We start from the raw sequence: 25375 nt of genomic DNA, 5'->3' as shown, positions 1-25375 counted from the left end.
TCTGAGTGGCCCAGGCCGTCCGCAAGGAGCTGACCCGCCGCGATCTCGCAGTCCGCGGGTTGGCGGCTCTCGTCGTGCTCGCGATCGCCCTCACGCTCCTGTTCATGAAGTCGACCGGGAGCCTCGGCGGCCCCAAGCACGTCTCCGCGGAGCTTCGCGACGCCGGCGGTTCGCTCGCCAAGGGCGCCGACGTGAAGGTCCGTGGCGTCATCGTCGGCCGCGTCACCGGCATCGGGCCGGGTGCGGACGGCGGCGTTCGGGTGAACATCCTGATCTCGCAGAACGACCTGGACATGGTGCCGGCCAACGTGGTCGCCCGGATCCTCCCGGCCACGGTCTTCGGTACGTCGTTCGTCGACCTGGTGCCGCCGAAGGGGAGCGTGGCGGCCAAGAAGGGGTTGAGGGCCGGAGCGGTGATCCCGGCGGACAAGACCCAGGGGACCCTCGAGCTCCAGCAGGCCCTCGACGACATCGACTCGCTCGTCAAGGCCGTCGGCCCGGCCGAGCTTGCCTCGGCGATCGGCTCCGCCGCGCAGGCACTCGACGGTCGGGGCATCAAGCTCGGCAAGACGATCGACGTGGCCAACGCCTACCTGGCCAAGCTCAACCCGAAGATGCCGCTGATCCGCGACGACGTCCGCAAGCTCGCCGAGAACCTCGAGCTCGCCCAGCAGGTCGCGCCGGACCTCTTCCAGGCCACCAACGACGCGCTGGTGACGGCGCGCACGATCGTCGACGAGAAGGCCTCGCTCGCCACCCTGATCTCCGGAGGACTCACGCTGACCACGCAGGCGAACACCTTCGTGAAGGCGAACTCCGCCGACCTGATCCGGTTCATCGACAACTCGGCCCGGCTGCTCGACGTCGTGTACGCGAACCGGCACGCCGGCATCACCGAGGCGTTCCTGACGAACAAGCTCCTCGACGACAAGCTCAAGACAGTGCTGCACGACGGCTTCCTGAACTCGGTGACGACGTTCAACCTCGACGTGCCGCCGTACTACACCCGGGCCGACTGCCCGCGGTTCGGTGCGGCCCGTGGTGACAACTGCACCGGTGCGGGTCGGGTCGGCGTCAGCCGGATGCTCTCGGGAGGCTCCCGATGATCGCCGGGTTCAAGGCCATCCTGGTCAAGTTCAGCCTGTTCGCGCTGGTCGCCGTGCTGCTCGGCTACCTGCTGGTGAACACGATGCTGCACGGCCTGTCCGGCGAGACCGTCCACTACAAGGCCGAGTTCAGTGACGTCTCGGGCCTGCGCAGCGGCGACGACATCCGCGTCGCCGGCGTCCGCGTCGGCCGCGTCCAGAGCGTGAAGATCACCAAGGAAGGCGCTGAGGTCGACTTCAACCTGGTCAAGCGCCAGAAGCTGCTGACCACGACCACCCTCGTGATGCGCTACCAGAACCTGCTCGGCCAGCGGTACCTCGCGATGGTCCAGGGACCCAAGCACGGGCCGGCGATGACCGCGGGCTCGACGGTGCCGTTGAACCGCACGAACCCCGGGTTCGACCTGACCGAGCTGCTCAACGGCTTCCGCCCGCTGTTCGAGGCGCTGCGCCCCGACGACGTGAACCAGCTGGCCGAGTCCGTGGTCCGCGTCCTGCAGGGCGAGGGCGGCACGGTGGAGAGCCTGCTCCAACGCACGGCGAAGCTCACCAACTTCCTGGCCGACCGTGACCAGATCGTCGGCGAGGTCCTGGACAACCTGACCCCGGTGCTCACCGACATGGCCGGCCAGGGCACCGAGCTGCGCAGCAGCGTGGTCGAGCTGAAGGCGCTGATGACCGGCCTCGCCGCCGACCGCAAGTCGATCGGCGCCTCCATCGACGGGATGAGCGAGCTGATCCAGTCCACCGCCCAGCTGCTCACCGACGCCCGTACGCCGACCGTCGAGGCCGTGAAGAAGTTCAACGCGACCATGAAGCTGTTCCTCGCCAACCGGCAGCCGTTCGTCGACGCCCTCGGCTCCTTCGGTCAGGCGCTCGCCGCCCTCGGTCGCGCGTCGAGCTACCAGAACGCCGTGAACCTGTACTTCTGCTCGATCACCGTCGGGGTCGGCGCCGCGCAGCTGAACCTCAACGGGTCCAGCAACGGACCGTGGTCGGAGGTGTGCAAGTGAAGCCGCTCGCCGCCCGTGACCCGTTCAAGATCGGCCTCGTCGCCATCCTGATCGGCGCGCTCCTCGGCCTCGTCGTCGTCGGCATCTCGGTGATCCCGTTCGGCAAGAAGTCCTACACCGCGATCCTCGCCCAGACCGCCGGGCTGCGGGTCAGCGAGGACGTCAAGGTGCACGGCGTACCGGTCGGGCAGATCAAGGGCATCAAGCTCGACGGTGACCAGGTGAAGGTCACCTTCACCGTCAGCAAGGACGTGCGGCTGGGGAGCAAGACGACCGCCGCGGTGAAGGTCGCCACGCTCCTCGGCACCCACTACCTCGACGTGAAGCCGCTCGGCAGCGGCGAGATCTCCCGGATCCCGCTCTCGCGCACGTCGGTGCCCTACAACCTCCAGGACGTGCTGGAGAAGGGCACCGGAACGCTGCAGAAGCTCGACCCGCTGCTGCTCGCCAAGGCGCTGACCGAGGCCAGCAAGACCCTCGACGCCACCACCGAAGGACTCGGGCCGGCGCTGAACGGCGTGGCCCGGCTGTCCGAGGCGGTCACCGCGCGGAGCACCCAGACCGCCGAGCTGTTCAACGCAGCGCGCAAGATCACCGACCAGCTCGGCGCCAGCAGCGTCGACATCGTCGACCTGATGAAGCAGTCGACCCTGGTGCTGAACGAGATCAACAGCCGTCGCGCGGCGATCCACACGCTGCTCACCGAGACCACCGCGCTCGCGCAGAACCTGGCCGGCATCATCGACGACACCCAGGCAGACCTCGGCCCGGCGTTCCGGAAGCTCAACCAGGTCCTCTCCACCCTGCGCAGCCAGGACAAGGTGCTCAAGGACCTGCTCGACAACGTCGCGCCTGCTGTCCGCTACGTCGCCAACGCCACCGGCAACGGCCCCTGGGGCGACCTGTTCGTCAACGGTTCCGCGATCCCGCCGGACGACGTCCGCTGCCGCACCTCGGGAGACTGCTGATGAAGAAGATCCTCAGCGTCCTCCTGGTGCTCGCCGTGTTCTTCGGCGTGAGCGGCTGCACCGGCGTGCCGTCGCTCGGCGGCAAGATGAAGATCACCGCCCTGATGAAGGACTCCGCAGGTCTGTTCGTCGGCAACGACGTCGGCATCCTCGGCGTCCCGGTCGGCACGGTGACCTCGATCAAGCCCGACGGGGACCACGTCCGGGTCACGATGGAGATCGACAAGGGCCAGGCAGTCCCGGCGGACGCCGGCGCCGTCGTGGTCGCCCGGTCGGTCGCCACGGACCGGTACGTCGAGCTGACGCCGGTCTACCACTCCGGTCCGAAGATGCACGACGGCGCGGTCATCGACACCGAGAAGACCCGTACGCCGGTCGACTTCGACGACGTGCTCGCGGCGCTGAACACCTTCGCCACCGGCATCTCCGGCTCGAAGGAGACCAAGGACGCAATCAAGCGGATCCTGCTCTCCGGCTCGCGCGCGGTGAACGGCAAGGGCGAGGAGTTCAACGAGGCGATCACCTCGCTCGGCAGCGCCGTGGACACCATCTCCAACCAGCGCGAGAACATCTCCTCGACGGTGAAGTCGCTCGACGCGCTGACGACCGCGATCGCGGACAACCAGCAGCTGGTGAAGGACTTCATCGGCTCGGTCAGCCAGGCCAGCAAGCTGCTCGCCGATGAGCGGCAGAACTTCCGCTCGACGCTGGTCTCGCTGCAAGAGGCGATCACGCTGGTCGCCGACTTCGCCCACACCAACCGCCAGCAGCTGGTCCAGGCGCTCAACCAGAGCGTCTCGGTGATGAACACCCTGATGAGCAAGAAGGACCAGCTGACCGAGACCCTGCGAGTGATGCCGGTCGCGCTGCAGAACCTCGAGGGGATCCTGCACGGCGACAAGCTCGAGGTCCGGGTGGACCCGACGGTGATCCTGCCGGGTGTCGCGAGCATCGTGAACACGCTCTGCAGCACGCCGCAGTCGAACCAGATGTGTGCGGCCTTCGGACCGTCGCTGCTGAACCTGAACAACCTCCTCGCACTGCTGGGACTGGGATGAGCGCCCGGAAGCGGCTGCTCGCCGCACTCACGGGCCTGGTCGGGATCGCTCTGGTCACCGGCTGCGGACCGACCATGGCCGACCTGCCGCTGCCCGGCAACGGCGTCAGCGGCGACACCATCACGATCAAGGTGCGTTTCGACGAGGCCCTCAACCTCGCCCAGGGCGCCCAGGTGAAGGTCAACGGCGTCAACGAGGGCAAGGTCCGCTCGGTGACCACGGCTGACTTCAAGGCCATCGCCACACTCGAGGTCCGTCGGTCTGCCAAGGTCCGCCAGGACGCCTCGGCCCGGCTGCGCTACACGACCCCGCTCGGCGAGCTCTTCGTCGACGTCACCAACCCCGCCGACGGTGCCCTGGTCAAGGACGGCGGCAGCCTGGACCCGAAGAAGTCGACCACGGCGCCGACGGTCGAGGACGCGCTGTCGTCGGCGTCGCTGCTCGTCAACGGCGGCGGGCTCAACCAGCTCCAGACCGTGACCGACCAGCTCAACGAGGCGCTCGGGGGCCGCGAGGACACGGTGCGCGAGCTGCTGGTCCGGGCCAACACCTTCCTCGACGGTGCCGACGCGACCACCGGCGACATCGACCGGGCGCTGCGGGCACTGGCAGCGGTCTCCAAGATCGCGAACCAGAACCGCGCCATCATCCGCGAGGCGCTGAAGGACATCCAGCCGGCGGCTGCTGTCCTGCGGGAGAACACGCCCGACTTCACCGCGCTGCTGGCCAAGCTCGCCGAGTTCTCCGGCACCGCGAACGACGTCGTGGTCAAGACCCGGACGCAGATCCTGCAGATGGTCCGCGAGGTCTCGCCGGTCCTCCAGGAGTTCCTGAACAACACCGCGTTGCTCGGCCCGTCGCTGCGGGCGCTGGTCGACGTCAGCAACACCCTGAACGGCGTCACCCCCGGTGACTACCTGAGCCTCAAGCTCGGCATCAACTTCGCCGGCCTGAACCTGCCCAACCTGCTCGGACCGGGCGGCGGTGGCAGCACCGGGACCAACGGCAACGGCACCGGCGGTCTGCTCGGCGGCCTCACCGGCCTGGCCGGCAAGCCCAAGGCGCCGAGCGGATCGAGCTCACCGGTCAGTCTCACCGCACTGCTGGGAGGTGCCCGATGAGCTACGGAGGCGACTCGGTCGCATCGGTCCGGCCGCTGCACAACCTGCGCGGGATCCTCGCTGACCGGCTCTGGATGAGCCTCATCGGCGTCATCGTCGTGCTGATGGTGACGTTGGCGTACTTGTTCAACAACGTCCTGGACACCCCGATCCTGCGCGGCACCAAGACCATCCGGGTCGAGCTGACCTCGACCGGCGGCCTCTTCGAGGGCTCGTCGGTGACCTACCGTGGCGTGAAGGTCGGCAAGGTCCACCAGATCAAGCTGACCGACGACGGCGTCGAGGCGAAGGTCGTGATCACGTCCTCGGACAAGATCCCGGCAAACTCGGTGGTCAAGGTCCGCAGCCTCTCGCCGGTCGGTGAGCAGTACCTCGACTTCCAGCCGAAGACGTCGAAGGGCCCGTTCCTCCACGACGGTTCGGTCATCCCGGCCACGTCCACCGACCTGCCCAAGACGCTGGCCTCGACGGTCATCAGCGTGAACAAGCTCCTGGATCAGATCGATGCCCGCCAGCTGCACACTCTGCTCACCGAGCTCAGCACCGGTCTGGCCGGGACCGGCGAGGAGATCGGCAAGCTGGTCGACCAGGGTTCCCAGCTGCTCGCCCAGCTCGACGAGCTCTGGCCCGAGACGGAGCGGCTGATCAACAACGGCAACACCGTGCTCTCGATCGGGACCGAGAAGGCCGACGACATCCGGACGTTGGCGAGCTCGGCCAAGGAGTTCGCGGCGTTCCTGAAGAACTACGACCCTGAGCTGCGCACCACGCTCGAGACCGCTCCGCAGCACGTCGAGGAGCTCCAGCAGCTGCTCGACGACATGGACGGGTACCTGCCGAAGTTCCTGAGCACGGCGGTCCTGGTCTCGAACCTCTTCCGCAGCTACGCCCCGCACCTCGGCGTGATCCTGGCCGAGTACCCCGGAGGCCTGAGCGTGATCCCGCGGGCGATCAAGAACGGCATCGTGCAGATCGAGGGCATCCCGCAGCGACCGACCGTGTGCCGCTACAGCACCCCGATGCGCGAGCCGACCAACCCGCAGCGTCGTCCGCTGGTCACCACCGGGCACTGCCCGAGCAACGCGCCGAACCTGCAGCGCGGCGCGGCCCACGCGCCCGGACCCGTCGATGAGTGAGGCCGACCGCAAGGACCGGCTCCAGCTCGTCGTGACCGGACTCGGCTCGTTGCTGCTGATGAGTCTGGTCGCCCTGCTCGTCGTGACCCTGCTCTGGCAGACCGGCGGTTCGAAGGGGGAGGACCAGGCGGTCCGCCTGGCTGCGGCCGGCAAGGCCGCGAACAAGGCCGCCCGGGTCGCCGTGGTCGAGATGACCACCTACGACTACAAATCCGTGAACAAGGACTTCGCCTGGGTCGACGACGCAGGCACCGCGAAGTTCCGCAAGCAGTACGCCGAGGTCAGCGCGCCGATCAAGAAGCTGGTCGTCCAGCTCAAGGCGAAGGCCAACGGGACGGTGGTCGACTCCGCGCCCATCGTGAAGGACGCCGACCACGTGACCGTGCTGCTCTTCGTCGACCAGACGATCAGCAACCCCGGAAGCGGCTCGACCGGTCCGCAGAAGGGCCTGGACCAGCCGCGGGTGACCATGAAGATGGTGCGCCAGGGCGGTCGGTGGCTGGTCGACGAGGTCAACATCAGCAGTCTGTCGAACAACGGCTGACCGCAGCTCCTGGAGGCACCATGCTCAGCACCCGTCGTACGCTCGCCGGTCTTGTCGCCGCCGGGGTGAGCCTGACCGCCGCCCTGCTCCCGATGAGCTCGGGCAGCGCTGCCACCGGTGACCAGAAGCTCCGCGTCACCACCTCCGACGGCACCAGCCTGGCTGCGACCCTGACGACTGCCGGCGTCGACACCCCACGCCCGACGGTCGTCGAGTTCACCCCGTACGGCGAGTCCGGGGCGACGTACTCGTTCTCCTCGGACTACAACTTCCTGGCCGTCCAGGACCGCGGTACCGGCGACAGCGACGGCTCCTTCGACGTGCTCGGGCCGAAGGCTCAGCAGGACGTCGTCGACGTGCTGCGCTGGGCCTGCCAGCAGCCGTGGAGCAACGGCGCGCTGGCCATCGCCGGCTTCTCGGCGAGCTCGATCGTCATCTTCAACTCGATGCACCAGGAGCTGCCGTGCGTGAAGGCGGCGGTGCTGCGCTCGGGAACGTTCGAGCTCTACCGCGACCTGCTCGTCCCGGGCGGCATCCCGAACTCGGTGCCCGGCCTCGCCGTCCTCGGTGCGATCGGTGCACCGGCGCTCGCGCAGGGCCAGGAGCGCATGACCCGGAACCCGTCCTCGGCCCTCGACGTGATCATCGGGCTGGTGACCGCCGGGTTCGATGCCGGTCTGCTGAACCCGACACTCGACGACTACTGGGTCCAGCGCGGCTTCCGCGGCAACGTGAACCACTTCCCGGTGCTCATGCTCGACGGCACCTTCGACGTCGAACCGCGCGGTGACTACCAGGCGTTCCAGTACTTTCGCGACCAGGGCATCGACACCCGGTTGCTGGTTACCGGTGCCCACGACGGCGCCCCGCGCGGCACCGACTACGGCCTGGGCGCGATCAACCAGTGGTTCGACCACTACGTCCGCGGCATCGACAACGGCGTCCAGAACGAGCCCCGGGTCGAGATCCTGGCGGCGGACGGCAGCCGCGAGGCGCTGTCCGAGGGCCAGTTCGTGCACCTCACCGGGTCCGACTGGCCGCTGCCCGGGACGACCTGGACCTCGCTGAGCCTGTCGAAGACCAAGGCCAAGGGCGTCGCGTCCCTGAACAACGGCACGCTGACCCGCGGAGCTCCGGACCTGCTGCCCAGCCTCCAGGCCTACCCGGCAGCCACGTCGTTCCCGCTCGCGACCGACCCGAACACGATCGCGACCGTGGCCGGTGGCGACGGCGGGCCGCTGAACAAGCTCACCGACTTCATCCCGGCGCTCAGCGACATGAACCTGACCAACCTCACCGGACTGACCTACACGACCGGCGCGCTGCAGTCCGCCGTGACCGCGGTCGGCCCCGCGACGCTGGACCTCAAGCTGTCCAGCACATTGCCGTCGACGCAGATCTGGGCGGTGATCTCCGACGTCGCGCCGAACGGTGAGTCCAAGCCGATGGCCGTCGGTCGCCTCAACACCGCGTTCCCGGACATCATCCCGACCAAGTCGCTGTACGCCGGCGGCCAGCTCGTGCAGCCGTACGGCGACTACAGCCACACCTCGCTCGCACTCCCGCTCCAGGCACGGAACTACCACGTGGAGTTCTGGCCGATCGCGAACCGGTTCGAGGCCGGCCACCGGATCCAGCTCTCGCTGGTCGGGCAGTCCGCGCTGTCCTTCCCGACGCTGCCGTCGCTGAACACGGTCACCATCGGTGGGGGCAGCGGCTCCCGCCTGATGTTCCCGACCGCTCCGGGCTCCAGCCTGGCGGCCGCGCTGCCGTAAAGGTGTCGACCGGCAACCACGGGCGAGGCAGAGTGGCGTCATGGAGTACACCCGTCTCGGTAACTCAGGACTCAACGTCAGTCGCATCGCCCTCGGGTGCATGAGCTTCGGCGGACCGCCCCACAACGCGCCCTGGATGCTCGACGAGGACGCGGCGCAGCCGATCTTTCGGCAGGCGCTCGAGCTCGGCGTCACCTTCTGGGACACCGCGAACATCTACAGCCTGGGCTCCTCGGAGGAGATCGTCGGCCGCGCGCTGAAGGAGTACACCAAGCGCGACGAGATCGTCCTGGCCACCAAGGTGTTCTTCCCTATGCACGAGGGTCCCGGCGGTGGTGGCCTGTCGCGCAAGGCGATCATGGAGCAGATCGACGCCTCGCTGAAGCGCCTCGGTACTGACTACGTCGACCTGTACCAGATCCACCGCTTCGACCCGAACACCCCGGTCGAGGAGACGATGGAAGCGCTGCACGACGTGGTGAAGGCCGGCAAGGCCCGCTACCTGGGTGCCTCGTCGATGTGGGCCTGGCAGTTCGCCTCGATGCAGCACGCCGCTGACCTCAACGGCTGGACCCGGTTCATCTCGATGCAGGACCAGTACAGCCTGCTCCAGCGCGAGGAGGAGCGCGAGATGTTCGGGCTCCTCGCTGACCAGGGCGTCGGCTCGCTGCCGTGGAGCCCGCTGGCCAAGGGACGTCTCGCCCGGCCCTGGGGCACCGACACGCTCCGGTCGGAGAACGACGCGATGGGCCAGCGGTACGTCGGGGACGAGAACCAGCCGATCGTCGAAGCGGTCCAGAAGATCGCCGAGGGCAGGGGAGTCCCGATGGCCCAGGTCGCGTTGGCCTGGATGCTCCAGAACCCGGTGGTCGCAGCCCCGATCGTCGGTCCGACCAAGGAGCACCACCTGGCGGACGCGGTCGCTGCGGTCGAGCTCGAGCTGTCTGCTGACGAGATCGAGGCACTGGAGGCGCCGTACACGCCGCGCCTGCCGAGCGGCTTCAACTAGATCCAGCGCGGCGCATCACGTCGAGCGGTCAGCGGGAGACGTCGGGCTCCAACCGCAGCGTCATCAGCGTGGTGGCGAGCATGTCGTAGTGGCCGATGAGCAGCAGCAGCTCGATCGCGGTGCGCTCGTCGTACACGGCCCGTACGTCGGCCCAGGTGGCGTCGGTGAGGTCCTTGGTGCCGATCAGCTCCTCGGCGACGCGCATCAGCAGCTGCTCGTGGCCCTTCCAGCCCTCGGCGGTGGAGCCGATCTTGATGCGCTCGACGTCCTCAGCCGTGACGCCGGCCCGCCGGCCGAGACGCACGTGGTGGGTGAACTCGTAGTCGCACGCGCGCAGTGCGGCGACGCGGAGGATGACCATCTCGGTCTCGCGCCGCGGGAGCTTGCCGCCGGGCATCAGCTTTCCGGCGAAGTGCAACCATCCCCAGAACAGACCCTTGCCGCGGCCCAGCGTGGTGAAGATCGCCGGGGGATTCGTGCCGGTGGCGCGGCCGGCGATCCGGGAGAAGCCCCAGATGAACGGGCCGAGCTCGCGCACGCCGCCCGGCGCGATCCGGGCGCTCACGCGTCGTTCCGGACGGCGCGGCCGACGTCGGGCAGGGCCTTGTTCGCGACGGTGTTCATGATCTTCATCGCGGCGACGTAGCCCGGCGGGAAGTAGCGCTGGGCCAGGTGCGCGACCCGGATGTCGGGGGAGGTGTAGACCCAGTACTTGTTCTTGCGGATGCCCCACATGATCGAGGAGGCGGCCTGCTCCGGGGTGACTGCGCGCTTCTTGAACCGGGCCTGGAGCTTGCGGAACTGCGGGCTGTGGTTGTCGACGCCGGCGATGTTCACCGTCTCTGTCAGACCGGTGTCGACGCCTCCGGGGCAGACCAGGCTCACGCCGATCCCGTGTCGCGCGAGGTCGAAGCGGAGCACCTCGGAGACACCGCGCAGGCCGAACTTGCTGGCCGAGTAGGCAGCGTGCCAGGGCATCCCGATGATGCCGGCGGCCGAGGACACGTTGACGACGTGCCCGCCGCGACCGGCCTCGATCATCGGCGGGACCAGGTACTCCAGCACCGAGATCGGGCCCATCAGGTTGATGTCGACGACCTTCTGCCAGGTGCTGTGCGGCATCGCGGAGATCGTGCCCCACGAGGCGATGCCGGCGATGTTCATGACGACGTCCATCGAGCCGTGGTCGGCGGTGATCTCGGCGGCCATCGCGCGCACGGCGTCGTGGTCGGCGACGTCGACCGGGGCGGCGTACGCGACCTCGCCACCGGCCTCGGTGATCTCGTTGACGACCTCGATCAGGCCCGGCTGGTTCACGTCGGTGAGGAACAGCACGGCGCCCTCGCGCCCGGCGCGCACGGCGACGGCACGGCCGATGCCGCTCGCGGCGCCGGTGAGGAAGACGTTCTTGCCGCGCAGGTCGCGGACGGGGGCCCGGAATGGGTGACGGAACATGCGCCTGAATCTAGCGACTCGAGCGGGCCGGGGGATCCTCCTACAGGAGGTGGCGCAGCGGGTTCAGCACCGCCTCGGTGAAGCGCCGGTGCACACCGCGGGCGTTCCAGTCCCGCGGGGCCAGGGTCGAGCACTGCTCCAGGTCGGTGCGGAAGATGTCCTCCATCACCTCGGCCATCCCGGGGTCGATGAACTCGACGTTGATCTCGTAGTTGCCCTGCATGCTGAGCCGGTCGATGTTCGCGGTGCCGACGGTGGACCACTTGCCGTCGATGGTCGCGGTCTTGGCGTGCACCATCGCGCCCTCGAAGCGGTGGATGCGCACGCCGGCGTCGAGGAGCTGTCCGAAGTAGCCGCGGGAGATCCAGTCGGCGACGACGTGGTTGGAGGTGCGGGGAACCAGGATCTTCACGTCGACCCCGCGGCGGGCGGCTGCGATCAGCGCGTCGACGAAGTCCTGGTCGGGGATGAAGTACGCGTGCGTCATCCAGATGTTGCGGCGCGCGCGGTTGATGGCCTCGAGGTACATCGCGCGGATCGGGAACATCCACTGCCGCGGCAGGTTGCGGTGCAGCCGGATCCGGGGCTCCCACTCGGCGTCGGTGGTCTCCAGCAGCAGCGGGCGGCGGCCGTCGCGGTGGTCGTTCCAGAAGTCGGCGAAGGAACGCTTCAGGTCCCACACGGCCGGGCCGGTGATCCGCACGTGGGTGTCGCGCCACTCGGTGGCGTACGGGGTGCCGATGTTGTAGCCGCCGACGAAGGCGACGTCGTCGTCGACGACCAGCACCTTGCGGTGGTCGCGTCCGTAGCGGCGCAGGTCGAAGAACCGCCAGCCGGCGTTGTAGACGGGGTACTTCAGCACCCGCAGGACCCGGGAGAAGACCTTGAAGCGGGGGTCGACGACGATGTTCGCGAAGGCGTCGTAGATCGCGTAGACCTCGACGCCGCGGTCGGCCGCCTCGGTGAGCGCCTGCTTGAAGCGCTCGCCCATCTCGTCGCCCTTCCAGATGTAGGTCTCGAAGAGCACCATCTGACGGGCGTCGGCGATCGCGGCCAGCATGTCGTCGTACAGGTCCTGGCCGAACGTGTACGTCGTCACGGTGCCGTCACCGATCTTCACGTCCTGCGGGGGCAGCGTGGTGAACGGCTGCGGCTTCTTGCCGCGACGGCGCCAGGAGTCGACCAGGGTCAGGCTGAGGGCGAGGACGATCTGGACCCCGAGGATCGTGAGCAGGGTGCGTCGGACCACGGGCCAGATCTCCCGGCCCGCGAACAACGCGATGCTCGCTGGTCTCCTCACGGGAGAAACCTATCTGTCCTTGTCGGTGGGCCCCCGTAGGCTCGTCCTATGCGTCCCGTGACCGATCTCGAGCGCCGGGTGGCCCCGTTCCAGGTCATCTCGGACTACCAGCCTGCGGGCGACCAGCCGGCTGCCATCGACGAGATCGATGAGCGCATCACCGGGGGCGTGAAGGACGTCGTCCTGCTGGGAGCCACGGGTACCGGCAAGACCGCCACGGTGGCCTGGGTCGCCGAGCGGCTGCAGCGCCCGATCCTGGTGATGCAGCCCAACAAGACGCTGGCCGCGCAGTTCGCCAACGAGCTGCGGCAGCTGATGCCGAACAACGCGGTCGAGTACTTCGTCAGCTACTACGACTACTACCAGCCCGAGGCGTACGTCCCGCAGACGGACACCTACATCGAGAAGGACTCCTCGATCAACGAGGAGGTCGAGCGGCTGCGGCACTCGGCGACGAACTCGCTGCTGACCCGGCGCGACGTGATCGTGGTCTCGACGGTCTCCTGCATCTACGGCCTCGGCACCCCGCAGGAGTACGTCGATCGGATGCTGCGCCTGAAGGTCGGTGACGAGCTCGACCGCGACGGCGTGCTGCGCCGGCTCGTCGAGATCCAGTACACCCGCAACGACCTGTCGTTCACCCGGGGCACCTTCCGGGTCCGTGGTGACACCCTCGAGATCTTCCCGGTCTACGAGGAGCACGCGGTCCGGGTCGAGTTCTTCGGCGACGAGATCGAGCGGCTGATGACGCTGCACCCGGTGACCGGCGAGGTCATCACCGACGACCACGAGCTCTACGTCTTCCCGGCCACCCACTACGTCGCGGGTCCGGAGCGGATGGAGCGCGCGATCAAGGGCATAGAGGCCGAGCTCGAGGACCAGCTCGCGCAGTTCGAGCGCCAGGGCAAGCTGCTGGAAGCCCAGCGGCTCCGGATGCGCACCTCCTACGACGTGGAGATGATGCGCCAGGTCGGGTCCTGCGCCGGCATCGAGAACTACTCGATGCACATCGACGGCCGGACCAGAGGGAGTGCCCCGAACTGCCTGCTCGACTACTTCCCGGAGGACTTCGTCCTGGTCGTCGACGAGTCCCATGTCGCGGTGCCCCAGATCGGCGGCATGTACGAGGGCGACATGTCCCGCAAGCGGAACCTGGTCGACCACGGCTTCCGGCTGCCGAGCGCGATGGACAACCGACCGCTGCGCTGGGAGGAGTTCCTCGACCGGATCGGTCAGGCCATCTACCTCTCCGCGACCCCGGGCGACTACGAGCTGGCCAAGGGCGGCGGGGCCGAGAACGCGGTCCAGCAGATCATCCGTCCGACCGGTCTGGTCGACCCCGAGGTCATCATCCGCCCGACCAAGGGCCAGATCGACGACCTGATCGGGGAGATCAAGGCCCGCACCGAGAAGAACGAGCGGGTCCTGGTCACCACCCTGACCAAGAAGATGTCCGAGGACCTCACCGACTACCTGCTCGAGAACGGCATCCGGACCCGGTACCTGCACTCCGAGGTCGACACCCTCAAGCGGATCGAGCTGCTGCGCGACCTGCGACTCGGCCTGTACGACGTCCTCGTCGGCATCAACCTGCTGCGCGAGGGCCTCGACCTCCCCGAGGTGTCGCTCGTGGCGATCCTGGACGCCGACAAGGAAGGCTTCCTGCGCTCGGACAAGTCGCTGATCCAGACGATCGGGCGCGCCGCCCGCAACGTCTCTGGCCAGGTGTTCATGTACGCCGACAAGATCACGCCCTCGATGGAGAAGGCGATCGACGAGACCAACCGCCGCCGGGCGATCCAGGTCGCGTACAACACCGAGCACGGGATCGACCCGACGCCGCTGCGCAAGAAGATCGCCGACATCACCGAGATGCTCGCCCGCGAGGACGAGAACACCGAGGAGCTGCTCGCGACCTGGGGCGGGATGGACGCCAAGACCAAGAAGGCGCCGGTCCCGGGTCTGTCGAAGATGAAGGAGACCAACCGGGATCTGGCCGGCCTGCCGTCGGCTGATCTGGCCGAGCTGGTCCAGCAGCTGACCGAGCAGATGCACGCCGCTGCTGGCGAGCTCCAGTTCGAGGTCGCCGCCCGGCTGCGCGACGAGATCTCGGACCTGAAGAAGGAGTTGCGCCAGATGATGGAAGCAACCCGCTGAACTTCGCCGGCGGAGCGTCCGCCGCGTTGTCGTCGGTCGACGGCCGCTTCGCTGTCATGAACGGCAGCCTGCCCACGTCGCCGTGAGTGCCGGGGGTGGGGCCTTCTTCCCTCCTCCGCCTTGCGGCCGCACGCCCCGGCGAAGTTCAGTCATCGGCTCCGGAGATGAGAGCCTGACGCCATGGCCGACTCCGACGACGTCATCCGTCGCATCGATCGCATGCGGTTCACGCCGGTCCGGCTCCGCGAGGGCTACGACATGGGCGAGGTCGACGACCTGCTCGACCGCCTGGTCCAGGCTGCGCGCGAGGGCCACGCGTTCGCCCCGATCGTCGCCGGCGCGAAGTTCACGCCCGTGCGGATGCGGGAGGGCTACGACATGGGCGAGGTCGACGCGTTCCTGGCGAAGATGGCCGGCCTGACCCCGGTGGCGGGGGAGAGCGCTGCGCGTGAGGCAGCAGCCAGCCCGACCGCGCGCGAGCTGGTCGCGCGCATCCGGGACTCGAAGTTCCGGACCTCGACCTTCCGGGAGGGATATCCGATCACCGAGGTCGACGAGCTGTTCGACGAGCTCGTCCGCGCGGCGCTGGAGGAGCGTTCACTGCTGCCGCTGATCGACAGCGCCACGTTCTCGCGCAAGAAGTTCCAGCAGGTCTACCGCCCTGAGGACGTCGACCAGGCCCTGCGCAACCTCGCCGGGCGGTGAGCGTCACCAATTCTGGACAAACTCGTTGAAAAGACGACCTGTGGACGGGCATTTGCCACAGATGAGAACAAGTTCTAGATTTGATTCTCGTTGTCTGCAGGGACGGTTGAGGGACCAGGGAGGTGTAACGGGTGGCGCTTTCGGTTGCCTCCATCGTTCGCGGACCCGGTGAGATCGCCGCCATGGTCGTGGACGTCACCAAAGCCGTCTTCACCAGCAAGTTCCAGCTGCGCGAGTTCATCGAGCAGGCCTGGTTCATCACCAGCGTCACGCTGATGCCGACGATCCTGATCTCGATCCCGTTCGGCGCGGTCATCTCGCTCCAGGTCGGCAACTTGACCGGTCAGCTCGGCGCCCAGTCCTTCGCCGGCGCCAGCGCGGTCCTCGCGGTCGTCCGCGAGGCGGCCCCGATCGCTGCGGCCCTGATCATCGCCGGAGCCGCCGGTTCGGCCATCTGCTCGGACATGGGTGCCCGCAAGATCCGCGAGGAGATCGACGCCATGGAGGTCCTCGGCGTCGATCCGATCGAGCGCCTGGTGGTGCCGCGCGTGCTCGCGACGGTCTTCGTCGCCCTGATGATCAACGGCATCGTGATCGCGGCCGGCATCGGCGGCGGCTACTTCTTCACCGTGATCGTCCAGGGCGGCTCCGCCGGCGCGTTCCTGTCCTCGTTCACCGCGCTGGCCTCGCTCTCGGATCTCTGGATCGCGATGATCAAGGCGCTGCTGTTCGGCTACATGGCGGCGATCGTGGGCGCCTACAAGGGCCTCAACGCCGGCGGCGGCCCCAGCGGCGTCGGCCGTGCGGTCAACGAGTCGGTGATCATCGCGTTCATGATCCTGTTCTCGCTGAACTCGATCGTCACGGCCATCTCCTTCCAGCTGATCCCGCAGAACGGGGTCTGAGGCATGGCACAGGTGGCAGGGATCGCGGCAGCGATGCTCAAGGAGCAGCGCAGCCGGATCGAGGAGCGCGGCGACCAGCTGCTGTTCTACGCCAAGGCTCTGGCGTGGACGCCACGCGCGGTGCGGCGCTACAAGCGCGAGATCCTGAACACGCTGGCCGAGGTCGCCTTCGGCGCCGGCGGCCTCACCCTGATCGCGGGCTCGGCCGGCGTGATCGCGTTCCTCGCGTTCTTCGCGGGCACCGAGGTCGGCATGCAGGGCTACGCCTCGCTCAGCCAGCTCGGCGTCGCCAAGTTCACCGCCTTCATCTCGGCGTACTTCAACACCCGTGAGGTGGCGCCGCTGGTCTCCTCGATCGCGCTCGCCGCCACCGTCGGCTGCGGCTACACGGCCCGGCTGGGTGCGATGCGGATCTCGGAGGAGATCGACGCTCTCGAGGTGATGGGCATCCCGTCGCTGCCGTTCCTGGTGACGACCCGGATGATCGCCGCGTTCATCGCGGTGATCCCGCTCTACATCGTGGCGCTCTGCTCCTCGTACCTGTCACCACGGCTGATCACCACGCTCGTCTACCACCAGTCGGTCGGAACCTACGACCACTACTTCATCCAGTTCCTGCCGCCCATCGACATGCTCTGGTCGTTCCTGAAGCTGATCGTGCTGGCGATCGCGATCATCCTGATCCACTGCTACTACGGCTACACCGCCTCGGGCGGCCCGGCAGGTGTCGGCATGGCCGTGGGCCGCGCGATCCGTACGTCGATCGTGACCGTCGTCGTCGCTGACTTCTTCCTGAGCTTCGCGATCTGGGGCTCCACCACCACGGTCCGGATCACGGGGTAGCCGGGCATGTTGGTGAACATCGAGCACGACACCCCGGCCGAGCACCGTCGGCTGCTGGTCGCCGGCATCGCGTACATGACCGCGGTCGTGGTGCTCATCGGCCTGTCGATCGCGATCTACCAGAAGGTCTTCACGCCGGTGACGACCGTGACCGTCAAGGCGGACCGCGCCGGTCTGCAGCTGTCGAAGTTCGGGGACGTCCGGCTGCACGGCGTGCTGATCGGCCAGGTCCGCTCGATCAAGCAGGACGGCAAGGAAGCCGTCATCAAGATCGGCCTGAAGCCGAGCCAGGCCAAGAAGATCCCGAGCAACGTCTCGGTGGAGATCCGCCCGACCACGCTGTTCGGCCAGAAGTACGTGGCGCTGATCGACCCGAAGGAACCGTCCGGATCGACCCTCCACAACGGCTCGGTCATCCCGGCCTCGCGGGTGACCACGAACGTCGAGCTCCAGCAGATCCTCGCGACGCTGTTCCCGCTGCTGCGCTCCATCCGGCCCGCCGACCTGAACACCACGCTCTACGCGCTGTCGACCGCGCTCGAGGGCCGTGGCGAGAAGCTCGGCCAGACGATCAGCGACCTGAACACCTACCTCGCCGCGGTGAACGTGCACCTGCCGACCGTGCGCAAGGACCTCGAGCTGCTGGCCAGCGTGAGCAAGACGTACTCCCTTGCCGCGCCCGACATCGTCAGGCTGCTCACCAACGCGACCACGACGGCGCGCACCCTGGTCGACACGAAGGACGACCTGAAGGGCTTCATCACGGCGACCACCCAGCTCGCCATCACCGGGACCAACATCCTGGACACCAACGGCGACGCCATCGTCACCGAGTCGCACCTGGCCCGCCCGCTGGTGACGCTGCTGGACACCTACTCGCCGGAGTACACCTGCCTGTTCCAGGGCATCGACAGGTACACCGGCCGCCTCGCCCAGATCTTCCGCGGCAACCGGGTGCGCCAGAAGATGTCGTTCGACGCGATCCAGCGACCGGCGTACACGGCGGCCGACGCTCCCCAGTACGCCGGCACCGGCCACGGCCCGTGGTGCCTCGGCCTGCCGAACCCGCCCGTGCCCGCCGGCAACGTGAAGCTGCCCGACGGAAGCAACTCGGAGGACCTCCGATGAGCGCCCGGAACACCGCGACCACCGTCGCCGCGGTCAAGCTCGGGATCTTCACCCTGGTCTCGATCGTCGTCACGACGATGCTCGCGATGATCATGGGTCACTTCGGCTTCGGGTCGACGACCCAGTACAAGGCGGTTTTCAAGAGCGCCAGCCTGATCAGCAAGGGCGACGACGTCCGGATCGCCGGCGTCACGGTCGGCTCGGTCAAGAACGTGAAGATCTACGACCGCAGCCGGGCCATGGTCACGTTCGCGGTGAAGTCCGACGTGCCGCTCACCACCAAGAGCCACGCCGACATCCGGTTCCTCAACCTGGTCGGCGACCGGTACATGTCGATCTCGCAGGGCGACCCGGGAGCGCCGCGCCTGGCCAAGGGCGGCACCATCCCGATGGACCAGACGACGCCGGCGCTGGACCTGACCGCGCTCTTCAACGGGTTCCAGCCGCTGTTCAGCGCCCTGGACCCCGAGCAGATCAACGACCTCTCGATGAACCTGGTGAAGGTCCTCCAGGGCGAGGGCGGCACCATCAGCCAGCTGCTCTCGCGGACCGCGTCGCTGACCAACACCCTGGCCGACCGGGACGAGCTGATCGGTGACGTGATCACCAACCTCTCCCAGATGCTCGGCACGGTCGACGCCCACCACCAGCAGCTCGACGACCTGGTCGTCCAGCTGAAGGGCTGGCTGGGCAACCTGTCCGACGACCGGAAGACGATCGGCGCCTCGCTGACCAACTTCAGCAGTCTCACCCAGCAGCTCGCCGACCTGCTGGTCCAGGGCCGTCCGTACCTCAAGGAGGACGTGAAGCAGCTCGGCCGGGTCGCCAAGATCCTCGCCAAGCCGGAGAACCAGGCGATCGTCAACGAGGCGCTCGACCGGCTTCCCGAGCTGTTCCGCAAGCAGGCCCGGATCGGCACCTACGGGTCCTGGTACAACTACTACCTCTGCGACTTCAGCGGGAAGATCGTGCTGCCGAAGCTCGACCTCTCAACGCTGGGCATCCCGAACCTGACCCAGCCGCTGCTCGACCAGATCTCGGCCGAGCTGACCAAGACGTTGCAGTTCCACAGCACCGCGGAGAGGTGCTCGTAATGGCGCGCCACTCCAGCTCCTCGATCCTGCGGCTCGGATCGGTCTCCCTGATCGTGCTGCTGCTCGTGATGGCAGCCGCCTTCAACCTGCAGAAGTTCCCGGGCTTCCGCGGTACCGGGTACCACGCGAACTTCACCGACGCCTCCGGGCTGTCCCGCGGCGACATGGTGCAGATCGCGGGGGTCCGGGTGGGCCGGGTCAACAGCATCACCATCCACGGCGACCACGTGACGGTGAACTTCGACGTGCACGGGGCGAAGTTCGGCACCAGCACCAAGGCATCCGTGGAGGTGCTCAACCTGCTCGGCAGCAAGTTCCTCAACCTGACGCCCGACGGCACCGGGACGATGAAGGGCGGATCGACGATCCCGCTCAGCCGCACGCACGCGTCGTACGACATCGTCTCCACGCTGAGCCAGCTGACGACGACGACCGAGAAGCTCAACACCCAGCAGCTCGCCGCGGCTCTGAACACCCTCTCCGGCACCATCGACGCCGCCGCGCCGCAGGTGCACGAGTCCTTCACCGGGATCTCGCGGCTCTCCCAGACGATCGCGTCCCGGGACGACGACCTGGCGGCCCTGCTCAAGCACGCGGACTCGATCACCAAGCTGCTGGCCGACCGCAAGGGCGACCTCGTCACGCTGATGAAGCAGGGTGACCAGGTCTTCACCGAGCTCCGCGAGCGGAAGAACGCCATCCACACGCTGCTGGTCAACGCGCGCCGGCTCTCGGTGGCGCTGTCCGGGATCGTGAAGGACAACGAGAAGCAGATCGGGCCGGTGCTGGCCGACCTGACCCAGGTCACCACGCTGCTGAGGAAGCGCGAGGCCTCGCTGCAGAAGACGATCCACAACCTGGGGCCGTACGCCTCGATCCTGATCAACGTGATCGGTACGGGGCCGTGGTTCGACGCCTACGTGCCGAACCTGGTCGGCCTGGTCTCCGGGGAGTTCCAGCCGGGTGCCCGGCCTGAGTCGACGGGAGGTGCGCAGTGAATGCCAACGCGCTCCTCGACCGCCTGAGCGGGAAGGTCCTGGCCGTCACGGTGGCCGTCCTGCTCGTCGCGGCGACCTTCCTGATCTTCGTCGGCGGCAGCGACGACAAGAAGGTGACCGCGCACTTCTCCCGAGCCGTGGCCGTCTACAAGGGCTCCGAGGTCCGCCTGATGGGCGTTCGGATCGGCACCGTCACCGCGGTCGTCCCCGAGGGCGACAGCGTCCGGGTCGAGATGACCTACGACAGCCACTACCAGCTGCCCGCGTCCGCCAAGGCCGCGATCGTGACCCCGACCTTGGTCGCCGACCGGTTCGTCCAGCTCGCCCCGGCGTACACCGGGGGAGCGGTGATGAAGTCCGGTGCCGACATCCCGCTCGACAAGACCGGTACGCCGGTGGAGCTCGACCGGATCTACAAGAGCCTCGCGAACCTGTCCGAGGCTCTCGGCCCGAACGACGCCAACGTCCACGGCGCGCTCGCCTCGGTGCTGCACTCGGGGGCGAACGCGCTGCGCGGGCAGGGCGCACTGGCCAACAAGACGCTGCTGAGCATGTCCCAGGCGATCCAGGCCTTCGGCGACAACAGCGGGGCGCTGTTCAGCTCGGTGCGCCAGCTGTCCCAGCTGACCGAGGTGCTCGCCACCAACGACGCGTTCGTCCAGCAGTTCATCGGCGACCTGGCGGGCGTCTCCTCGCAGCTCGCGGGGGAGCGCGACGACCTGCGCCAGGCGCTGGCGTCGCTCGCCCGGGTGGTCACCACGGTCCGGACCTTCGTGCACGACAACAAGCAGGCGCTGACCACGAACGTGCGGAACCTGACCGGCGCGCTCGGCGCGCTGGCCAAGGAGAAGGACTCGCTCGCAACCGCGCTCCAGCTCGCGCCGCTCGGTCTGGGCAACCTCACGCTCGCGTACGACGTGAAGACCGGCTCGATCGGGTCGCGCGTCCAGTTCGGCCCGACGGCACAGAGCCTGGGCAACGTGCTCTGCGACGTGGTCGTCAACGCCGGTGTGAAGAACTCGCAGCTGGCCTGCCAGGTGCTGGAGAAGCTGCTGGCCCCGCTGGCCGCGCACGGCACCGACATCGGCGCCGGGATCCAGCTGCCGGGCTTCAACGTGTCCGCGAGTGCGCCGTCGAACGGCCTCCAGGGACTCCTGGGAGGCAGCAAATGAGCATCCGCAGGTTCCTGACCATCGTCGTTGCCGTTCTCGGACTGGCGCTCGCGCTGAGCTCCTGCCGGTTCGACGGCGCCTACGACCTGCCGCTGCCCGGGGGCAAGGCGGTCAGCAACGGTGACGCGATCACCGTGACGGCCGAGTTCACCGACGCGCTCAACGTGGTCCCGCGGACCGCGGTGATGGTCGACGACGTCCCGGTCGGTCAGGTCGACCAGGTCGATCGCGAGGGCTGGCACGCGAAGGTCACCCTCAAGATCCGCAAGAACCTCGACCTGCCCGCCAACACCGTCGCGGAGATCCGCCAGACCAGCCTGCTCGGTGAGAAGTACGTCGCGCTGCTGCCGCCGGAGAAGGGCGCCACCGGGCGGCTCGCCGACGGCGACAACATCCCGCTCTCGCGGACCGGCCGGAACCCGGAGGTCGAGGAGGTCCTCGGCGCGCTGTCCTTCGTGCTCTCCGGCGGCGGCGTCCAGCAGCTGCGGACCATCTCGGTCGAGATCAACAAGATGCTCAACGGCCGCACCGACGACGCCCGCGGCGTGCTCACCCAGATCACCAGCCTGGTCGGCGCGCTCGACGACCAGAAGGCCTCGATCCTCAACGCGATGCAGGCCGTCGACCACCTCGCGGTCACCCTGAACAAGGAGAGCAAGGCGGTCGGCGCGGCCATCGACGCGCTCGGTCCCGCGCTGAAGGTGCTCAACGGCCAGCACGCCTCGCTGGTGAAGATGCTGCGCGAGCTCGACAAGCTCGGCGTGGTCGGCACCAAGGTGCTCAAGAACAGCAAGGACGACGTCGTCGCCACGCTGCGACACCTCGCGCCGCCGCTGCGCGAGCTGGCGGACGCTGGCAACTCGCTGCCGCGGGGGCTGAGCCTGATGGCCAGCTTCCCGTTCCCGAAGGAGGCAGCTGACCTTGCCCAGGGTGACTACGCGAACGCCCTCTTCGCGGTCGACTTCGACCTGTCCAAGCTGCTCGGCAGCGGCGGGGTGGGGGACAGCTCGAACATCCCGAACCCGGTCCAGATCTGCATGGCCACCCCGGCCGCGGCGATCTGCAAGACGCTGAACGACTCGCTGCTGACCCAGCTGTGCTCGCTGCTCCCGACCAGCCCGCTGTGCCCGGGCACCGGTCCCGGTGCGACCGGCAACAAGAACAACGCGATCGGCAAGCTGCTCAACGGCATCCTGGGTGGCCCGAGCTCCTCGGGCTCGAAGCCGAAGTCCGGCTCGGGCTCCGGCGGACTGCTGGGCGGTCTGGCGAGCCTGCTGGGAGGTGGTCGGGGATGACCCGCGGCATCAAGACCCGGCTGATCGCCTTCCTGGTGCTCAGCGCGGTCGGCATCGTCTACGTGGCGGCCAACTACCTCGGGCTGGTCGACAAGGTCACCGGCCGGGGCCTGAGCGTGCACGCGGACCTGCCGACCTCAGGCGGTCTCTTCGTCGGCAGCGAGGTGACCTACCGCGGGGTGAAGGTCGGCCAGGTGTCCGGCATGGACGTGACTCCCTCCGGCGTACGGGTCGCCCTTGCGCTCAAGGAGGGCACCAAGATCCCGGTGGGCTCGCCGTTCTACGTGCACAACCTCTCGGCCGTCGGGGAGCAGTACCTGGACTTCGAGCCGAGGACGAAGTCCGGGCCGTACGCCACGACGTCGACGGTGTTCCACGGCACCGACGCGAGCCTGCCGCAGTCGACCGACGACCTGCTGGTCAAGATCAACGGCCTGGTCTCCTCCCTCAACCAGACCGACCTGGCCACGGTGACCTCCGAGCTCGGCACGATGTTCGACGGCACCGCCGACCCGCTGCGCCGGATGGTCGACTCGGGCTCGAAGCTGGTCGCGGCCGCCAAGGCGAACCAGGCCGAGACCATCCAGCTGCTCGAGTCCGGTCGGACGGTGTTGGCGACCCAACAGGCCAACGCCGGCAACATTCGCTCGATCGCGACCAACCTGGCCGACCTGACCGGCACGCTCAAGGACTCCGACAAGGACCTGCGCACGATCATCCAGGGCGGGACCCCGGCGGTGCAGGAGATCAACTCGCTGCTCCAGGGGCTCCAGCCGACGCTGCCGGCCTTCATCGGCAACCTGGTCACCGTCAACCAGGTGGTCACCGCCCGGTTGAACGCGCTCGAGCAGACCCTGGTCACCTTCCCGGCAGTCATCTCCTCGGGCTTCACCGGTACGCCGGGGGACGGGTACGGGCACATCAACCTGCAGCTCAACTACGACGTCCCCGCCTGCACGGACGGCTACCTGCCGCCGAAGGACTGGCGTCCCGCGACCGACCTGGCCGACACCCCGACGTACAACGCCAAGTGCCTGTCCGGTGCGCCGTACAACATGCGCGGCTCGAAGTACGCGCCGCAGCCCTCGAGTGTCATCGGGAACGCCAACAGGGTCGCCCCGTACGATGCGAGCACAGGTCGGGTGAACGAGAACCTGACCATGGGGAGGCACACGGTGTTCGGCGACAACTCCTGGCAGTCGATGCTGCTGGGTACCTACGGGAACCCATGACAGACACGGACCAGTCAGCCGCGGCTCCGAACCGCGGCCGCACCGCGCTGGGCGCGGTGAGCACGCGGCTCGTGGTGGCCGTGCTCACCGGTGTGCTCGCGATCGCGTTCCTCACCGTCGCCGGCCTGCGCATCGTGCACCCCGAGTCGCTGAACCACGGTCGCGCCGAGGCGACCCGCGCGGCGGATCGCGAGGACGCTGTCACCGCGGCGGCCCGCAAGGCGACGCTCGCGTTCCTCGACGTGGACTACCGGGACATGGACCCGCGGGTGAAGAAGGTGCTCGACCTGTCGACCGGCACGTTCAAGAAGCAGTACAGCGACACCAGCGTGAACCTGACGGCCGCGGCGCGCCAGGGCCAGGCCGTGTCCTCCGGATCGATCAAGTACATCGGCATCACCGACCAGGACGCCGACGCGGCCGTGGTCTTCGTCGCTGCCGACAGCACGGTCACCAACCTGGCGATGCAGAAGGCGAAGGCCAAGCACCAGAAGGTCGACGACAAGCGCTACTACCGCTTCCAGCTCAACTTCACCAAGGTCGGCGGACGCTGGCTCCTCAACGATCTGCAGTTCGTGTCATGAGCGAGACGCTGGGACCCGACGAGAAGGTCTGCCCGTTCTGCGCCGAGGTGATCCGCGCGGCGGCGGTCAAGTGTCGCTACTGCCACTCCGACCTGCCCGTGGACCCGGAGGTCGAGAACGAGGCTCCGGCAGCGTTCCCCGCGGCCGGGAGCGCTCATGACATCCGGGAGAACCCGCCCGCTCCGGAGGCCGAACCGGAACCGATCACGCTGCTGCCGGCGCCGACCCTCGAGATCGAGCCGGACGGCCCGGTGCTGGACCGGGTGACCCAGGTCCTGCTCGCGGTGTGCCTGGTGCTCGCGCTGGGGATCGCCGGGCTGGTCTGGAGCGCCCGCACGGACGACCTCCAGACGGCCGGCAACGGACAGGTGACCTCGACGACGTACCGGAGCGCCGCGATGAGCGCGGCGGCCGCGAACGCCAAGGCGGTCCTCTCCTACGGGTACAAGACCCTGGCGGAGGACGAGAAGGCCGCGCGCGAGGTGCTGACCCCGTCCTTCGCCGCGAAGTACGCCGCGGTGATGAAGGACGCCGGCCCGAAGGCCACCAGCGCCAAGCTGACGTTGAAGGCCTCGGTCGAGGCGACCTCGCTGATCTCGCTCAAGAAGGGCTCTGCGCGGGTGCTGCTCTTCGTCAACACGATCACCACGAAGGCCGGCTCGAAGAACCAGCAGCTGAACCAGAACCGTGTGCTGATGGAGATGACGCGCAAGGATGGCGATTGGGTCGTGTCCAAGCTGACCCCGTTCTGATAAATTAGAACAAGTTCCAGTTTCC

Annotated in this window: 24 protein-coding genes; 21 read left to right on the top strand and 3 right to left on the bottom strand. The window is 68.0% G+C overall.

Going from position 1 to position 25375, the window contains the following annotated elements:
* Window positions 1-5 precede the first annotated feature (5 nt).
* The 9 genes from EFL95_RS11360 to EFL95_RS11320 are packed head-to-tail and all read left to right on the top strand — an operon-like array spanning window position 6 to window position 9730.
* Window positions 6-1106: an MCE family protein gene (locus tag EFL95_RS11360; RefSeq protein WP_123234071.1), complete on the top strand. Its 1101-nt coding sequence runs from the start codon at window positions 6-8 to the stop codon at window positions 1104-1106.
* Window positions 1103-2119, top strand: a complete 1017-nt coding sequence (locus EFL95_RS11355) for an MCE family protein (RefSeq protein WP_123234070.1) — start codon at window positions 1103-1105, stop codon at window positions 2117-2119. The genes EFL95_RS11360 and EFL95_RS11355 overlap by 4 nt, the downstream gene beginning before the upstream one ends.
* Entirely contained in the window at window positions 2116-3087 is a 972-nt protein-coding gene (locus EFL95_RS11350) for an MCE family protein (RefSeq protein ID WP_183407130.1), read from the top strand. Before EFL95_RS11355 ends, EFL95_RS11350 begins: the two co-directional genes overlap by 4 nt.
* Window positions 3087-4145, top strand: a complete 1059-nt coding sequence (locus EFL95_RS11345) for an MCE family protein (RefSeq protein WP_123234068.1) — start codon at window positions 3087-3089, stop codon at window positions 4143-4145. Before EFL95_RS11350 ends, EFL95_RS11345 begins: the two co-directional genes overlap by 1 nt.
* Entirely contained in the window at window positions 4142-5266 is a 1125-nt protein-coding gene (locus EFL95_RS11340) for an MCE family protein (RefSeq protein WP_123234067.1), read from the top strand. Before EFL95_RS11345 ends, EFL95_RS11340 begins: the two co-directional genes overlap by 4 nt.
* Window positions 5263-6402 (top strand): MlaD family protein, encoded by a 1140-nt coding sequence (locus tag EFL95_RS11335; RefSeq protein WP_123234066.1) that lies wholly within the window; start codon window positions 5263-5265, stop codon window positions 6400-6402. The genes EFL95_RS11340 and EFL95_RS11335 overlap by 4 nt, the downstream gene beginning before the upstream one ends.
* Window positions 6395-6946: a hypothetical protein gene (locus EFL95_RS11330; protein WP_123234065.1), complete on the top strand. Its 552-nt coding sequence runs from the start codon at window positions 6395-6397 to the stop codon at window positions 6944-6946. Before EFL95_RS11335 ends, EFL95_RS11330 begins: the two co-directional genes overlap by 8 nt.
* A gap of 20 nt (window positions 6947-6966) precedes the next feature.
* Window positions 6967-8721 carry a CocE/NonD family hydrolase gene (locus EFL95_RS11325; protein WP_123234064.1) on the top strand — a complete coding sequence of 585 codons (1755 nt, stop codon included), beginning with the start codon at window positions 6967-6969 and terminating at the stop codon, window positions 8719-8721.
* Between the two features lie 40 nt (window positions 8722-8761).
* The gene (locus EFL95_RS11320; RefSeq protein ID WP_123234063.1) at window positions 8762-9730 is read left to right on the top strand and encodes an aldo/keto reductase; all 969 of its coding nucleotides are present in this window, start codon (window positions 8762-8764) and stop codon (window positions 9728-9730) included.
* Window positions 9731-9758: 28 nt separating this feature from the next.
* Here EFL95_RS11320 and EFL95_RS11315 read toward each other — a convergent pair whose 3' ends face one another.
* The 3 genes from EFL95_RS11315 to EFL95_RS11305 are packed head-to-tail and all read right to left on the bottom strand — an operon-like array spanning window position 9759 to window position 12410.
* Window positions 9759-10295: a carboxymuconolactone decarboxylase family protein gene (locus EFL95_RS11315; RefSeq protein WP_123234062.1), complete on the bottom strand. Its 537-nt coding sequence runs from the start codon at window positions 10293-10295 to the stop codon at window positions 9759-9761.
* On the bottom strand, window positions 10292-11185 hold the full coding sequence (locus EFL95_RS11310; RefSeq protein ID WP_123234061.1) for an SDR family oxidoreductase: 894 nt from the start codon (window positions 11183-11185) through the stop codon (window positions 10292-10294). Before EFL95_RS11310 ends, EFL95_RS11315 begins: the two co-directional genes overlap by 4 nt.
* A gap of 40 nt (window positions 11186-11225) precedes the next feature.
* Window positions 11226-12410: a phospholipase D-like domain-containing protein gene (locus EFL95_RS11305; RefSeq protein ID WP_221176448.1), complete on the bottom strand. Its 1185-nt coding sequence runs from the start codon at window positions 12408-12410 to the stop codon at window positions 11226-11228.
* Between the two features lie 123 nt (window positions 12411-12533).
* Here EFL95_RS11305 and uvrB point away from each other — a divergent pair, with 123 nt between their 5' ends.
* The 12 genes from uvrB to EFL95_RS11245 all read left to right on the top strand — a co-directional run bounded on the left by uvrB (window position 12534) and on the right by EFL95_RS11245 (window position 25350).
* Window positions 12534-14642, top strand: coding sequence for an excinuclease ABC subunit UvrB (gene uvrB / locus EFL95_RS11300; RefSeq protein ID WP_123234060.1), 2109 nt, complete (start codon window positions 12534-12536; stop codon window positions 14640-14642).
* Window positions 14643-14822: 180 nt separating this feature from the next.
* On the top strand, window positions 14823-15347 hold the full coding sequence (locus tag EFL95_RS11295; protein WP_123234059.1) for a DivIVA domain-containing protein: 525 nt from the start codon (window positions 14823-14825) through the stop codon (window positions 15345-15347).
* 131 nt (window positions 15348-15478) lie between these two features.
* Entirely contained in the window at window positions 15479-16252 is a 774-nt protein-coding gene (locus tag EFL95_RS11290) for an MlaE family ABC transporter permease (protein ID WP_123234058.1), read from the top strand.
* A 3-nt stretch (window positions 16253-16255) separates the two neighbouring features.
* Window positions 16256-17095: an ABC transporter permease gene (locus tag EFL95_RS11285; RefSeq protein WP_123234057.1), complete on the top strand. Its 840-nt coding sequence runs from the start codon at window positions 16256-16258 to the stop codon at window positions 17093-17095.
* Between the two features lie 6 nt (window positions 17096-17101).
* Window positions 17102-18223 carry an MCE family protein gene (locus tag EFL95_RS11280; protein WP_123234056.1) on the top strand — a complete coding sequence of 374 codons (1122 nt, stop codon included), beginning with the start codon at window positions 17102-17104 and terminating at the stop codon, window positions 18221-18223.
* A complete protein-coding gene (locus EFL95_RS11275) occupies window positions 18220-19317 on the top strand; it encodes an MCE family protein (RefSeq protein ID WP_123234055.1) in 1098 nt (365 codons plus the stop codon). The genes EFL95_RS11280 and EFL95_RS11275 overlap by 4 nt, the downstream gene beginning before the upstream one ends.
* On the top strand, window positions 19317-20315 hold the full coding sequence (locus tag EFL95_RS11270; protein ID WP_123234054.1) for an MCE family protein: 999 nt from the start codon (window positions 19317-19319) through the stop codon (window positions 20313-20315). Before EFL95_RS11275 ends, EFL95_RS11270 begins: the two co-directional genes overlap by 1 nt.
* Window positions 20312-21487 carry an MCE family protein gene (locus EFL95_RS11265; protein WP_123234053.1) on the top strand — a complete coding sequence of 392 codons (1176 nt, stop codon included), beginning with the start codon at window positions 20312-20314 and terminating at the stop codon, window positions 21485-21487. The genes EFL95_RS11270 and EFL95_RS11265 overlap by 4 nt, the downstream gene beginning before the upstream one ends.
* A complete protein-coding gene (locus tag EFL95_RS11260) occupies window positions 21484-22782 on the top strand; it encodes an MCE family protein (protein ID WP_123234052.1) in 1299 nt (432 codons plus the stop codon). Before EFL95_RS11265 ends, EFL95_RS11260 begins: the two co-directional genes overlap by 4 nt.
* A complete protein-coding gene (locus tag EFL95_RS11255) occupies window positions 22779-24014 on the top strand; it encodes an MCE family protein (protein WP_123234051.1) in 1236 nt (411 codons plus the stop codon). The genes EFL95_RS11260 and EFL95_RS11255 overlap by 4 nt, the downstream gene beginning before the upstream one ends.
* Window positions 24011-24598, top strand: coding sequence for a hypothetical protein (locus tag EFL95_RS11250; RefSeq protein ID WP_123234050.1), 588 nt, complete (start codon window positions 24011-24013; stop codon window positions 24596-24598). Before EFL95_RS11255 ends, EFL95_RS11250 begins: the two co-directional genes overlap by 4 nt.
* Window positions 24595-25350: a hypothetical protein gene (locus EFL95_RS11245; RefSeq protein ID WP_123234049.1), complete on the top strand. Its 756-nt coding sequence runs from the start codon at window positions 24595-24597 to the stop codon at window positions 25348-25350. Before EFL95_RS11250 ends, EFL95_RS11245 begins: the two co-directional genes overlap by 4 nt.
* Window positions 25351-25375: the final 25 nt, after the last annotated feature.

Origin of the sequence: Nocardioides marmorisolisilvae, assembly GCF_003725775.1 — a bacterium.
Taxonomy (GTDB): Bacteria; Actinomycetota; Actinomycetes; order Propionibacteriales; family Nocardioidaceae; genus Marmoricola; species Marmoricola marmorisolisilvae.
This window is presented reverse-complemented; position numbering and strand designations above follow the sequence as displayed.

Excerpts from the sequence above, each read along its gene's own strand:
- EFL95_RS11335 (WP_123234066.1), top strand. The coding sequence starts at position 5,263 with ATGAGCTACGGAGGCGACTCGGTCGCATCGGTCCGGCCGCTGCACAAC.
- EFL95_RS11355 (WP_123234070.1), top strand. The coding sequence starts at position 1,103 with ATGATCGCCGGGTTCAAGGCCATCCTGGTCAAGTTCAGCCTGTTCGCG.
- EFL95_RS11245 (WP_123234049.1), top strand. The coding sequence starts at position 24,595 with ATGAGCGAGACGCTGGGACCCGACGAGAAGGTCTGCCCGTTCTGCGCC.
- EFL95_RS11325 (WP_123234064.1), top strand. The coding sequence starts at position 6,967 with ATGCTCAGCACCCGTCGTACGCTCGCCGGTCTTGTCGCCGCCGGGGTG.
- EFL95_RS11295 (WP_123234059.1), top strand. The coding sequence starts at position 14,823 with ATGGCCGACTCCGACGACGTCATCCGTCGCATCGATCGCATGCGGTTC.
- EFL95_RS11260 (WP_123234052.1), top strand. The coding sequence starts at position 21,484 with ATGAGCATCCGCAGGTTCCTGACCATCGTCGTTGCCGTTCTCGGACTG.
- EFL95_RS11340 (WP_123234067.1), top strand. The coding sequence starts at position 4,142 with ATGAGCGCCCGGAAGCGGCTGCTCGCCGCACTCACGGGCCTGGTCGGG.
- EFL95_RS11345 (WP_123234068.1), top strand. The coding sequence starts at position 3,087 with ATGAAGAAGATCCTCAGCGTCCTCCTGGTGCTCGCCGTGTTCTTCGGC.
- EFL95_RS11250 (WP_123234050.1), top strand. The coding sequence starts at position 24,011 with ATGACAGACACGGACCAGTCAGCCGCGGCTCCGAACCGCGGCCGCACC.
- EFL95_RS11270 (WP_123234054.1), top strand. The coding sequence starts at position 19,317 with ATGGCGCGCCACTCCAGCTCCTCGATCCTGCGGCTCGGATCGGTCTCC.
- EFL95_RS11320 (WP_123234063.1), top strand. The coding sequence starts at position 8,762 with ATGGAGTACACCCGTCTCGGTAACTCAGGACTCAACGTCAGTCGCATC.
- EFL95_RS11330 (WP_123234065.1), top strand. The coding sequence starts at position 6,395 with ATGAGTGAGGCCGACCGCAAGGACCGGCTCCAGCTCGTCGTGACCGGA.
- uvrB (WP_123234060.1), top strand. The coding sequence starts at position 12,534 with ATGCGTCCCGTGACCGATCTCGAGCGCCGGGTGGCCCCGTTCCAGGTC.
- EFL95_RS11255 (WP_123234051.1), top strand. The coding sequence starts at position 22,779 with ATGACCCGCGGCATCAAGACCCGGCTGATCGCCTTCCTGGTGCTCAGC.
- EFL95_RS11285 (WP_123234057.1), top strand. The coding sequence starts at position 16,256 with ATGGCACAGGTGGCAGGGATCGCGGCAGCGATGCTCAAGGAGCAGCGC.
- EFL95_RS11310 (WP_123234061.1), bottom strand. The coding sequence starts at position 11,185 with ATGTTCCGTCACCCATTCCGGGCCCCCGTCCGCGACCTGCGCGGCAAG.
- EFL95_RS11275 (WP_123234055.1), top strand. The coding sequence starts at position 18,220 with ATGAGCGCCCGGAACACCGCGACCACCGTCGCCGCGGTCAAGCTCGGG.
- EFL95_RS11280 (WP_123234056.1), top strand. The coding sequence starts at position 17,102 with ATGTTGGTGAACATCGAGCACGACACCCCGGCCGAGCACCGTCGGCTG.